Origin of the sequence: Streptomyces phyllanthi (assembly GCF_009377205.1) — a bacterium.
In the GTDB taxonomy this organism is placed as follows: Bacteria; Actinomycetota; Actinomycetes; order Streptomycetales; family Streptomycetaceae; genus Streptomyces; species Streptomyces phyllanthi.
The window spans coordinates 1-11,243 of the sequence record NZ_VJZE01000308.1 but is presented as its reverse complement, the minus strand read 5'-3'; the positions used below and the strand labels follow the sequence as shown (position 1 = coordinate 11,243).

General features: G+C 71.0%; 12 protein-coding genes and 1 pseudogene. 8 read left to right on the top strand and 5 right to left on the bottom strand.

Annotated elements, in window-relative coordinates; genetic code table 11:
- Window positions 1–553 (bottom strand): SigE family RNA polymerase sigma factor (locus tag FNH04_RS31660; RefSeq protein WP_152789227.1); only part of this gene is annotated, 553 nt, incomplete at its 3' end.
- A gap of 155 nt (window positions 554–708) precedes the next feature.
- On the bottom strand, window positions 709–1,299 hold the full coding sequence (locus FNH04_RS31655; RefSeq protein ID WP_152789221.1) for a hypothetical protein: 591 nt from the start codon (window positions 1,297–1,299) through the stop codon (window positions 709–711).
- Between the two features lie 188 nt (window positions 1,300–1,487).
- Here FNH04_RS31655 and FNH04_RS31650 point away from each other — a divergent pair, with 188 nt between their 5' ends.
- From FNH04_RS31650 to FNH04_RS31630, 5 genes are all read left to right on the top strand, one after another.
- Window positions 1,488–2,216: a GAF and ANTAR domain-containing protein gene (locus FNH04_RS31650; RefSeq protein WP_322724393.1), complete on the top strand. Its 729-nt coding sequence runs from the start codon at window positions 1,488–1,490 to the stop codon at window positions 2,214–2,216.
- 223 nt (window positions 2,217–2,439) lie between these two features.
- The gene (locus tag FNH04_RS31645) at window positions 2,440–3,102 is read left to right on the top strand and encodes a hypothetical protein (protein ID WP_152789219.1); all 663 of its coding nucleotides are present in this window, start codon (window positions 2,440–2,442) and stop codon (window positions 3,100–3,102) included.
- A complete protein-coding gene (locus tag FNH04_RS46780; RefSeq protein ID WP_194236878.1) occupies window positions 3,092–4,006 on the top strand; it encodes a hypothetical protein in 915 nt (304 codons plus the stop codon). Before FNH04_RS31645 ends, FNH04_RS46780 begins: the two co-directional genes overlap by 11 nt.
- A gap of 378 nt (window positions 4,007–4,384) precedes the next feature.
- The gene (locus FNH04_RS31635) at window positions 4,385–5,707 is read left to right on the top strand and encodes an MFS transporter (RefSeq protein ID WP_152789217.1); all 1,323 of its coding nucleotides are present in this window, start codon (window positions 4,385–4,387) and stop codon (window positions 5,705–5,707) included.
- Window positions 5,704–6,783, top strand: coding sequence for a HesA/MoeB/ThiF family protein (locus tag FNH04_RS31630; protein WP_152789215.1), 1,080 nt, complete (start codon window positions 5,704–5,706; stop codon window positions 6,781–6,783). The genes FNH04_RS31635 and FNH04_RS31630 overlap by 4 nt, the downstream gene beginning before the upstream one ends.
- A 10-nt stretch (window positions 6,784–6,793) precedes the next feature.
- Here FNH04_RS31630 and FNH04_RS31625 read toward each other — a convergent pair whose 3' ends face one another.
- Complete coding sequence (locus FNH04_RS31625; protein ID WP_152789214.1) at window positions 6,794–7,309, bottom strand: GNAT family N-acetyltransferase; 516 nt, start codon at window positions 7,307–7,309, stop codon at window positions 6,794–6,796.
- Window positions 7,310–7,498: 189 nt separating this feature from the next.
- Between FNH04_RS31625 and FNH04_RS31620 the strand changes: the two genes are divergently transcribed.
- Window positions 7,499–7,687 carry a hypothetical protein gene (locus FNH04_RS31620; RefSeq protein ID WP_152789211.1) on the top strand — a complete coding sequence of 63 codons (189 nt, stop codon included), beginning with the start codon at window positions 7,499–7,501 and terminating at the stop codon, window positions 7,685–7,687.
- Here FNH04_RS31620 and FNH04_RS31615 read toward each other — a convergent pair.
- The gene (locus FNH04_RS31615; protein ID WP_322724390.1) at window positions 7,684–8,673 is read right to left on the bottom strand and encodes a helix-turn-helix transcriptional regulator; all 990 of its coding nucleotides are present in this window, start codon (window positions 8,671–8,673) and stop codon (window positions 7,684–7,686) included. The two genes, FNH04_RS31620 and FNH04_RS31615, sit on opposite strands and share 4 nt — an antisense overlap.
- Before the next feature lie 216 nt (window positions 8,674–8,889).
- Between FNH04_RS31615 and FNH04_RS31610 the strand changes: the two genes are divergently transcribed.
- Entirely contained in the window at window positions 8,890–9,621 is a 732-nt protein-coding gene (locus tag FNH04_RS31610) for a glutamine amidotransferase-related protein (protein WP_152789209.1), read from the top strand.
- A gap of 117 nt (window positions 9,622–9,738) precedes the next feature.
- Window positions 9,739–10,527, top strand: a complete 789-nt coding sequence (locus FNH04_RS31605; RefSeq protein WP_152789207.1) for a hypothetical protein — start codon at window positions 9,739–9,741, stop codon at window positions 10,525–10,527.
- A gap of 30 nt (window positions 10,528–10,557) precedes the next feature.
- On the opposite strand, the pseudogene FNH04_RS31600 reads toward FNH04_RS31605, so the two are convergent.
- Window positions 10,558–11,243, bottom strand: a pseudogene (locus FNH04_RS31600) (transcriptional regulator); the annotation flags it as partial.

Here is an 11,243-nt window from a genome sequence, read left to right as displayed (position 1 = left end):
GTGGGGAGGTGGTGTGCGGGGAGGTGGTGGACGGAGAGGCGGTGGCCGGACGCGCCGTGGAGGCCGAGGCGAACACGGGGTGGGTGCGCAACGCCGCGAGACCGCGCCGTACATGGGTCTTGACCGTACCGATCGAGCATCCGAGCAGCTCGGCTATCTCGTTCTCGCTCAGGTCCTCCCAGAACCGCAGCACCATCACGGACCGCTGCCGCGCCGACAGCCCGGCGAGCGCCTCGGTCACGGCGGCCCGCTGCGTCACCGAGTCGGCGTGCCCGGCGTCCGACTGGTGCACCCGCTCCGGGAGCAACGGCATCAGCAGATGGGCGACGCGTCTCTTGCGGACGCGGCTGATGTTGTTGTTGACCAGGGACCTCCGTACGTAGAAGTCGACGTCGTCGCGCGGGATGCGCTGCCAGCGGGAGTAGACCTTCGCCAGCGTGGTCTGCACAAGGTCCTCGGCCTCGTGGAAGTCGCCGGTGAGCATGTGCGCGGTGCGCACCAGGCGGGGCCAGGCGGCGGTGGCGTACGCGGCGAAGTCGCCTTCGGAGGCCAGGACTTCGGGTTTCGGGTGCGACACGGACGACGGTCCTCGGGGTCGGGAACGTGGAGGTGGCGGGGCCGGGGGCGGCCGGCCCCGCCGGGGTGGTGACGGACGTGGTGGGCGTTCGGCGCTCAGCGGTTGGCGCTCAGCACCTGGCGCTCAGCGCGTCACCGCGGCAGCTGGGCGTAGACCCGGCCCTTCGTGTCGAAGACGGTGACCGCGCCGAGGAAGTCGGGGTCGCCACCGGACGCCTCGGGCACGGTCGTGATGCCGTACCAGACACCCCAGCCGGGCCTGCCCGGCAGCTCCAGCAGTTTGCCGCGCACCGGGCCGGCCTTCGTCTCCACCACGACGTACGACGCGGTGCCCCTGCCGCCGTAGTAGAGGCCGGACAGGTAGTAGTGCCCGTCCTCGGAGCCTTCCGCCTGGAGCGAGACTCCGGGCTGCGTCGGGTCGATGTTGCCGTCCACGATGCTGCGGAACTGCGGGTCCGGGTTGTCCGGCACGATCCAGTGCTTGCCCTCCTCGGTGAGCCACAGCTCGAAGCCGGGCGCGGCGACGACATGCTCACCCGGCTGGACGACGCGCGGCTTCGCCGGCTTGCCCGGCTTCGCCGCCGTCGCGGACTGCGCCTGGACGGTGTGCACCCGGAGGTCGTGCGCCGCCTTCCCCTGCGAGACGGCGTACGACACCGAGGACGTCCCCGCCAGCACGGCGGTGAGCGCGGCGGCGGTGACGTACTTGTGTATCCGTGCCATGAACGGACAACTCCCAGTGATGTGACGGTCGGTGGTCTGGTCGGAGAGCGCCTCTCGCGTCACTCCACCCCCTCAAACCCCGAGGGTCCGGCATCCGGAGGACACGCGCACCGGACTTCTTCGTTTTCGCGACGAGGGCCAGGGGTAGGCGCATCCAGCCTCCGGGCGGAACTAGGGAAGCGGTGGCCGTGGCTCCCAGGGACGAGGACGACGGGGAAGACGAGGACGACTACTGGGACGCGCACGGGGACGCATACGGCGACGCCGTGCGGGGTGCGGCGGTACCCGGTGAGATCCCGGGCCGGCTGTGCGCGGCGGCGGTCAGACTGCTGCCGGTGACGGGCGCGAGCGTGTCGCTGCGGGTCGCCGGTATGCCCGTACGGCTGAGCGCGAGCGACGAGGCGGCCGCGCGGGTGGCTCAGGTGCAGGAGACCGTGGGGGACGGGCCGTGCCGTCACGCGGCCGAGGTCGGGGCGCCGGTGTTCGCGTCCGACCTGACGCGCGGTGACGACGTCAGCCGCTGGCCGGTCTTCGCCCAGCAGGCCGTCGCGGCGGGGGTACGCGCCGTGTACTCCCTGCCGCTCGGGAGCGACACGGCGTGCGTGGGCACGCTCGACCTGTACCGCGACACCCCGGGGGAGCTGACGGGCCGCGCCCTGCGCAGCGCCCACCTCGTGGCCGGCGTGATGACGATGGCCCTGATGGCGATGGTCCGAGGACCGCAGTCCGCAGCGAGCGGCCTGCCCGCCGACCACGACGAGGTCCACCAGGCCGTCGGCATGATCATGGTCCAGCTCGGCGTCTCCGCGGACGACGCCCTGGCCCGTCTGCGCGCCCACGCCTTCGTCCAGGGCCGGACCACGGGGCAGACGGCCCGTGACGTGGTCGCCGGGCGGAAGAGGTTCGACCGCGATTAGGCGTGCTGTCCGACCCCGATCCACCGGACAGGCCCCAGGCGGCCTTGATCTTCGTACGGCAGGACGGTGCCAGGAGCGGTTCATGCCAGCGGTCATGGGTTCCTGGGCAGGATGACGGCGCATGACACTCGGGACGACCTCGGTGCGTGCCACGGCACGTCGTCCCCCAGGGGCACGTCGTCCCCCAGGGGCGCACCGCCACCTCTCCCAGAAATGAGCCCTCGTGTTCCCCGTACCCCGGGCCAAGCTGCTGAGCAGGGCGATCCTCGCGGGGACGTCCGTCTATCTGGCCGGCCAGGTGTGGCACACCCTCACCAACACCAACCGCTGGCCCTTCTGCACCTTCAACATGTTCGCGTACCACAAGCGGGACCAGGCGCTGCAGATGCGCGTACGGCTGTTCACCGGTGACGGGCACGCGGTCGGTCCCGCCGACCCCTGGTCGCTGCTGCCCCTGGAGTTCTTCCGGGTGGTCTCCGTACTCGAACGGGTCTTCCACACCCACGACGACATCGAGGCCCGTGACCGCTTCTGCCGGCAGGCCCTCGAGCGGCTGAACCGGAGCGGCTGGTCGTCGTGGGACGAGATCAAGGGCTCCTTCCGGCCGGGTGCGGGGCGGCGGTTCGTCGCCATGGAGCTCTTCTTCGTGGAGGTGGACTTCCGCACCTGTTCGCCGTTCGACCGCGCCCATGTGCTCAGCGCCGAGCTGGTGCACCGGTACGACCCCGGAGCGGTGGTACCGGAGGACGAGCCCGGCGCGGTGTGGCGGTTCGCGGAAGCGGGGGCCGGTCCGGCCGGGATCGGTCCGGCCGGGATCAGCACGGCCGGGATCAGCACGGCCGGGGCCGACCCGGCCACGAGCGAGGAGCACGAACATGCTGCCTGAGACTTCCGATGCCCGTGACCGGCTCGCGCTGGCCCGGCTGGCCACGGGCATCGCCGCGCTGAACACCCTGTGGCACCTGCCGCCCGGCGAGGTGCTCGCCGACCGGTGGCGGCCGGGGGAGGACGCGGAGGGAGACGGAGACGGAGGTGGAGGCGTAGACGGAGGTGGAGGTGGAGGCGTAGACGGAGGTGGAGGTGGAGACGGAGGCGGAGGCGGGGGCGGACCGGTCCGGCTGACCGCCGAGCAGTACGAGGCCCTGCGGCGGCTGGCGTTCGTCTCGATCGGCGCCTGGACGCTCGGCTGCGAGACGAAGGCGGTGAAGCTGGCCGCCAACGCGTCGTTCGCCGCCGTCCAGCGCCATGTCGCCCAGTTCGACCAGCGGGCGTGGAACTACAACTCGAACCTCAACGTCTACCTGCTGCTCCTGTCCCTGACCGACTCCCGGGGAAGCCTGGCCGAGGACGGTGAGGCCTCGTCACCCGAGGTGGCGGCCGCGGTCCTCGGTGCCATGCGGCTGTACTACGCCTGTGTCTACTTCCAGTCGGGGCTGTCGAAGCTGCTGCTGAGCGGGCCCTCCTGGGCCGATGGACGCACCCTGCGGGGAAGCTGGGCGGAGCTCGGGACCAGAGCGGGCAAGTGGCTCAGCCGCCGGCCCCTGAGCGTCGCCGCCGTCGCCAGCGCGTTCGCCCTCGGCTTCGAAGTCGCCTATCCGGCGGCGCAGTTCATGCTGCGCAGACGTCCGGGGGTCATCGGCGCCGCCTCACTGGCCTTCCACGCGTCGGTCAAGGCGACGATGGACATCAGCTTCTGGCATCACGCCGTGCACGCGTTGCCGCTCTTCGTACTCCCCCCGGAAACCGAGCGCCATACCGCACGGATACTCCGGCACCTGAGATTCCGCTGACCCGTCAGAAATGAACGGCCCTCCGATCCCTGTGGTTCGGAGGGCCTTTTCTGTTGCCTGGAATTTCCTCTTGCTGGCACCTTCCTGCCGCGCCCAATTGATGCCTGGGAGAAGTACTTCCGGAGGCGGTACGGGCATCGCATGATTAACCCATCGCCGAAACGGAACGGCGAAACCGGGAAGTGATTCCCGGTCAACCGAACCCCTCAAGGGAGTCGAAATGCTGAAGATCGTCAAGGTCGTCGTCGCCAAGGCCGTCTCCGGTCGGGCCTTCAACTAAGTTCAGTCGCTGCCTCGCAGGCCGGGAGCTACCGCCGCTCCCGGCCTGCGGCGCCGGAAGCCGGCACCTCTGGTGCCCCGTCGGAGGCGAAGAGTCCCATGACGAGCAACACCGCCCAGCAGCCGGCCGCCGAGCGTGAATCCATATGGCGGGACGCGACATTCCTGCGCCATTTCGCCGGAATGTGGGTCAACGCATTCGGCAACGGCGTCTTCAATATCGTCCTTCCCCTGCTGGTCCTCGATCGCACCGATTCCTTCGCGGCCATGGGAGGCGTCGCCCTGGCGACCCAGCTCCCGAAAGCATTTCCGGGACCACTCGTCGGTGTATTGGCGGACCGGCTCTCCCCGCGCGCGATGATGCTGTGGGCCTATCTGCTCCAGGCCGCTCTCGTGCTCACGATTCCGGCGGCCGCCGGAACGAGCACCGGCACCGTGTGGCTCATCGCGGCCATCGCCTACACGATGAACACCGTCGACCTCTTCGCGCGTACGGCCACCTTCGTGACCATCCCCCGCGTGTACGGCGACCGCCGCGGCAAGGTCAACACCGCCTTCGCCAGCGCGTGGACCTCGGCGTCCGTGCTCGGCCCCGCGATCGGCGGTCTGCTGCTCCAGGTGACCTCGGCCGATGTGCTGATGCTCCTGGACAGCCTCACCTTCGTAGCCATCGCCGCGGTCGTCCTGACCCTCGGCGTCCCCACGGAGCCGGGCAACACCTCCTCCGACCGGATGCGTGAGAGCGTCGCCCAGGGCATCGCCTGGTTCCGCAGGGCACCCGGTGCCGGACGCTTCCTCGGCTCGATCGCCGCGGTCGCCATCGTGTACGCCCCTCTGGGCACCCTCGCCGTCTTCGCCGTACGGGACGTCTACGGGGAGGGCCCCACCGAGGCGGGCATCGTCACGAGCGCCGCGGGAGCCGGGCTCTTCCTCGGAACACTGATCTGCCAGCGCCTCGACGACCGGCCCAAGGAGCCGGTGATGCGCCGTGCGGCCCTGTGCATGGCGGCTGGCTCGGCGCTCTTCGCCGTCCCGTCGTGGATCGGCGCCGGGGCCGCGATGCTGGTGGTCAACCTCTGCGGCATGGTCTACGCCGTCTCCCGGTCCAACCTGATCCAGGAACGCGTACCGGTCGAGCACCTGGGCCAGACGATGACCACCGTCCAGTCCTTCGAGTCCGCGGCCCAGCCGGTCTCCGTCGCCGCGGTCACCGCCGTACTCGCCGTCGCCGGCCTCCCAGGGGCCGCCGTCTTCCTGACCGTCTTCTCCCTCGTGGGCGCTCTGCTCGTCCTCGGCGGGGGACGGATGCTGCTCCCCGGTACGGACGCGGCTGCCACCACCACACCCGGCGGCAAGAGCTCCACCTCTTCCGAATCCCTGACCGCGACCGCCCCCATGGCGGCACACGGAGGCACCCGATGACATCGATCAACCTGCACCAGGGGCTGTCGGTCCTGCAGCCCGGCAAGGACCTCATGATCGGCCTGATGCCCCCCGCGGCGCTGGTCATCGAGGACGCGCCGGACTATCTGCGCCATGTGCTGTCCGCCTTCTCCTCGCCGGTACGGGAGGAGGACGCCCTCGCGACCGTCGAGGCGCACTCGGGGCTGCCGACCTCCGAGGCGAAGCAACTGCTCGACGAACTCCGCGGTGCCGGCGTCCTCACCGCACAGTGGATCGACCGGCAGGAGCGCTACAGCAGGCACCGCCTCTACTTCGGCGTCGCCGGCCACCAGGGCGACCCGATGGACGTGCTGCGCAACCGCTCGATCGGCCTCATCGGCACCGGCGGAATCGGCAGCAACGTCGCGATGATCCTCGCCGCCGCGGGGATCGGCCGGCTGGTGGTGGCCGACGCGGACGTCGTGGAGACCACCAACCTCACCCGGCAGTTCCTGTACACCGAGGGCGACGTCGGCACACCGAAGGTCGAGGCGCTGGCGCGCCGCGTGCGTGAGCGCAACGCGGACGTACGGGTCGACATCGTCAACGACACCTTCGACTCCCCGGACTTCGCCGTACGGCACTTCGCGGACTGCGACCTGGTCGTCCTGTCGGCCGACACCCCGCAGGACGTCCACCGGTGGCTCAACGAGGCGTCGGTACGCACCGGCGTCCCGTACAGCTGCGCCGGCTATCTGGACACGATGGGCATCGTCGGCCCCCTCGTCGTACCGGGCAGCACGGCCTGCCTGGAGTGCGACTACGCGAACACCAGCCTCGCCGCGTTCAACGGCGGGAACCTGGAGGGCACGGACTTCACCGAGTACAACCGCGCGTACCAGGCCCCGAGTTACGGCCCGCTGAACGCCATGGTCTCGTCGGTGCAGGCCAACGAGGCGCTGCGCTTCCTGCTGGGCCTGCCCACCAGGTCCCTGGGGGCGAAACTGCTGCTGGACTCGATGGAGTACGGCGTGCAGCCGGAGCCGTACGAGCGCGACGAGCAGTGCTCGGCCTGCGGTGAGGGCGCGCGGAAGCCGGTGCCGGCCGGCGTGTAGCGCGCCGTTCCTACGGTGCCGGCCGGAGCGGCAGCTCCATCTCGATCTCGCTGCTGCTCTCGTCGAGCGGGTACGGCTCCGTGTGGCCCGTGGGCGTGAACCCGCTGCGCCGGTAGAAGGCGATGGCCCGGTGGTTGTCCTCGTGGACCAGGAGGACGAGGCGGTCGGCGGCGTTGTCCTCACGGGCCCAGCGGACGATCTCGTCGAGCATGAGGCCGGCCGCACCGCCCTCCGGGCCCCGGTGGCCGGGGTGCAGCCATACGCTCACCAGCTTCGCCGTGCCGGGCGCGGACAGGAAGCCGCTCATGGTTCCCACCCAGGTGCCGTCCGGGCCGGCCGCCGCGACGCCGATGTTGCCCGGCCCCGCTGAGCGCGAGGCCCGGAACCGCCACTCGCTCTCCGGGTGCCGCAGCGCCTCTTCGACGGTTTCCAGGTAGGCGAGGGGCGTGTCCTCCAGCATCTGCAGGCGTATGGAACGGCACTGCCGCCAGTCGTCGGCGCGGACACGGTGGAGTGTGTAGTCCATGGTCGTGGATCCTCTCAGGCATGTGGGTGCCGCGTGCAGTTGATGCCACCCGGAAGCCCTTCCGCCGTCCCGCCGCCCTGAGCAGACTCGTGGATGTCAGGGCGCGCAACCGCCACCGGGAAGCCGGGGAAAGGGCTTCCGGCCGCCGCCCGACCCATCACTGACGTGCTGCTCCTAGGGGGAAACCACATGTCTGTCGCACGCCGCATCGCTTCCGTCTCCGCCGCTTTCGCCTTCGGATTCGCCACCGTCGCCACCGCCACCGCCGACGCGCAGGCCGCGAACAGCGCCGTCCAGCGTGTTCAGAGTGGCGGAGGCGACGGCGCCGGCTGGGACTACGTACTCGCCTCCGGAGGCGACGGCGCCGGCTGGGACTAGTCGAGCCAGCCCCGCTGCGCCGCGCGTGCTCCCGCCTCGAAGCGGCTGCGGGCCTCCAGCCGGCTCATCAGGTCCGACATGGTGCGCCGTACGGTGCGCAGGCCGATGCCCAGTTTGCGGGCCGCGATCTCGTCGGTGTTGCCCTGGAAGAGGAGCCGCAGCAGTTCCGCTTCCTGCGGGGTGAGTCCCGCGTCGTTCTTCTCGCGGTCACGGTCCGTCTCGAACGGGGCGGCCGAGTCCCAGAACTTCTCGTAGAGCGCCGTGAGCGCCGTGATGACGCCCGGGCCCCGCAGCACCGCGGCACCCTTCCTGGTGTTCTCGGGGTCCACCGGCAGCAGGGCGACCTCGCGGTCGAACATGACCATACGGAGGGGCAGCGTCGGGGAGGTGCGGACCTCGCCTCCCCGCTCGATGAGCCACTGCGCGTAGTTGAGCGTCGCCTGGTCGTTGCGCACGCTGTCCAGATAGAGCGTGAGGACGCGCACCCCACGGTCCATCAGGTCCTGGTCCAGCGGTTTGCTCGCCTCCAGACTCGCCGCCGACTGGGCGCCGCCCGGCATGAAGGACAGGCACTCCCGCTCACACCGGTGGGCGAGCTCCTCCAGCCGCCCCTGGATCGAGTCGATGCCGAGGAGGTACTCCACGTCATGACGCTCCCGGTGGGGTCCGCCCGCGTACTCGTCGACCAGCCGCATGACGGCCGCCTGGCCCTCGGCCAGCCGCTGCTGCTCACGCAGAAGGACGCTCTCCTGTTCCTGGAGAAGCAGGCGCAGACCCACCTCGGGACTCACCGCGCGCACGCTCCCCGCGTTCCGCAGCGAACCGCGCAGTAAGCGCAGCTGCGACAGCCGGTCGAGCGACTCCCGCACCTCGCCCTCCGAGTACCGCAGCTCGGTGGCGATCTCCGCTGCTCCCCAGTCGTGCCGACGGAGCATCAGTCGGTAGACCGCCTCCGTCCTCTCGTCGATCCCCAGCACCTCAAGCACGAGGGCCCCCCTGTCTTACCAACGGGCAGTCACGTCCCGTATGAACAGCGCTCGATATTTACAGTTCGGAAGGTGACCGGCAAGGGCTTCCTACCGCCGGTACGCCCCTGGCAGCTTGGTGCCCGACCCGCCGTGCCGGGCAGGTTCCTGCCACGCGCAGGTCATGCCACCCCGAGGGGCTTCCCGCGCCGGACGGGGCCGCTGAGACTGGGGGTCATGACCGGCATCGAGCGGACCAGACCCAGGGTCGCCCTGGTCGGCAACCGCAACGACCACTCACCCGCCCACCCGCGCCTGGAGGCGTTCGGCCCGCATCTGGCCGTCGAACTGGAGTGGGTCGCCAGCCAGAACGTCACCGGCGTCGCCGACCTCGCCGGCTACGACGGGATCTGGGTCATTCCCGGCTCGCCCTACGTCTCCCGGGACGGCGTGCTGACCGCCATCAGGCACGCCCGTGAGACCGGTGTCCCGTACCTCGGGACCTCCGGCGGCTTCCAGCAGGCGCTCGTCGAGTACATGCGCAACGTGCTCGGCGTCGCCGGCGCCGACGACGTGCGGTACGACCCCGGTACGGCGACGCCGGTGATCATCCCGCTGGTCTGCTGTCTCACGGGACGGCAGGTGTCGCTCCACCTCGGGGACGGCACCCGGCTTTCCGGTGTCTACTCCGGCGCGGAACAGATCACGGAGACGTTCCACTGCCGGTACGGCCTGAACCCGGACTTCGCCGACACCATCGAGCGCAGCGACCTGGTCATCAGCGGCTGGGACTCCGAGGGGGCGGCCCGCGCCGTGGAACTGGCCGACCACCCCTTCTTCATCGGCACGCTGTTCCAGCCCGAACTGTCCTCGGAGCCCAGGGCGGTCCACCCGCTCATCGAGGCGTACACCCGTGCCGTCCTGCGGCACGCGGGCGTCGAGCCGTACGAGCCCGCCCGCCTCTCCTGACACCCCCTCTCGGCCGTAAGGGGGCATCGGCTCACCCGTACGCGTTCCCGCGCTGGCGGGCGGTCCCCGGCGGTGTTGCCCTGGGACGCGATGCCACGTTCTCGGGAGGCCGGCGCCATGCAACGTCCGTACCGTCTGTTCACCCTGGTGCTCAGCGCCGGACTGCTGGTGCTGGCGCTGGCCTGGCTGCGGGAGGCACAGCAGTACGACCCCGAGGACTCCCCGGCGAGCACGGCACCCTCCGCGGCCTCCCTGGGATCCCGCCCGGTCGCCCCCGCCCCGGCCCTCAGCGGCACCCGGCTCAGAGGCGCCCTCCTGCGGACGGACGATCTCGGCTCGTCCTGGGGCGGCACGCAGGGTGCCGCCACCTGGCGGGACGGACTGCTCAAGGGCCGGGCGGACCGGCCCGAGTGCCAGGAACTGCTCGACGCCGTGTATGCCGAGGACCTGCTGGGCGAGCCGAACGGCGCGACGGCGGTCGCCGGGTTCGACGACACCGAGTACGGCGCCCAGGTGCGGTACCAGGTGGGCGCGTACCGGAAGGCAGGCGTCGACGAGAAGATCGCGCATGTGGGCGAACTCGCCGGGAAATGCCAGGAGTTCACGGTCGCGGGGGTGGGCGGGCAGACCTACGGCGCCCGGGTCGAACCCGTCGAGATCCCCCCGGTCGGCGACGCCCGCCAGGCCCTCCGCCTGACGGTCGGCGGCGAGGAAGGGAACGGCGACGCGTTGACGCTCGACATCGCCGCCCTGCGCGTCGGAGACGGCGCCGCCCTCCTCACCCACGGCGGCCTCTACGGCATCAACCCCGAGACCACCCGCCACGCCGCCGAACTCGGCGCCCGACGCCTCCAGCAGGCCGTCAGCCCTCCGCCGTCGCCGACGCCCGCCAGGCCCTCCGGCTGACCGTCGGCGGACGCAGCAGATCGTTCCCGGTCAGAGCACCCGGCTGTCGTACGGGACCCAGGCGCGCTCGCCCGCGTCGTTCGTGCCGTACCAGTAGCGCGGTTTTCCCTTGATGCTGGTGGTGCGGAACGGGCGGCCGTGGTCGTCGATGCGGATCGTGCCGGTGCGGCCCTGGGAGGACCATTCGAGTTCGAGGTGCCACTGGGCGTCGTAGGTCTGTGTCGTCGCGTCGACCAGCAGCACCTCCGGGTCCTCGGCGGAGACGCGGTAGGGGAAGCGCACGGCCGGGATGGTGTGTTCGATGTCGGCGCCGTCCTCCGGGCGGGCGGTGGGGCGGTCGGCGTCGAGGTTCACGGTGAAGCGGCGGGGCGTGAGCTCGCTGCCGCAGCCCTGGTCCATGGCGTACGTGTTCCCGGCGGCCGGGTTGCCGCGGCTGACGACGCGGACGTGGAGCGCCTGAAGGACCACGGCCGTGGACGACCGCCCCTGCACCGAGATCCGCACCATCTGCCGCCCGTGCACCGCGCCCTGCGTCGCCGCCCACACCCCGGCGTCCTGCTGCGCCGGCGGCGGAGGCACCTGCGCGGGCGGCTTGTCGATGACGTAGTCGTGGCCGCAGCCCTTGTCCCAGACCAGGGAGTCGGAGCTCCAGGTGAGGGGCAGGCCGGTGGTCGGCTTCGCGGCCGAGGTGGGGCTGGGGGAGGTCGGACTGGAGG

Bases quoted from the DNA above. Each gene is read 5' to 3' on its own strand.
- FNH04_RS31655 (WP_152789221.1), bottom strand. From the start codon at position 1,299: ATGGCACGGATACACAAGTACGTCACCGCCGCCGCGCTCACCGCCGTG.
- FNH04_RS46780 (WP_194236878.1), top strand. From the start codon at position 3,092: ATGCTGCCTGAGACTTCCGATGCCCGTGACCGGCTCGCGCTGGCCCGG.
- FNH04_RS31635 (WP_152789217.1), top strand. From the start codon at position 4,385: ATGACGAGCAACACCGCCCAGCAGCCGGCCGCCGAGCGTGAATCCATA.
- FNH04_RS31630 (WP_152789215.1), top strand. From the start codon at position 5,704: ATGACATCGATCAACCTGCACCAGGGGCTGTCGGTCCTGCAGCCCGGC.
- FNH04_RS31625 (WP_152789214.1), bottom strand. From the start codon at position 7,309: ATGGACTACACACTCCACCGTGTCCGCGCCGACGACTGGCGGCAGTGC.
- FNH04_RS31620 (WP_152789211.1), top strand. From the start codon at position 7,499: ATGTCTGTCGCACGCCGCATCGCTTCCGTCTCCGCCGCTTTCGCCTTC.
- FNH04_RS31610 (WP_152789209.1), top strand. From the start codon at position 8,890: ATGACCGGCATCGAGCGGACCAGACCCAGGGTCGCCCTGGTCGGCAAC.
- FNH04_RS31605 (WP_152789207.1), top strand. From the start codon at position 9,739: ATGCAACGTCCGTACCGTCTGTTCACCCTGGTGCTCAGCGCCGGACTG.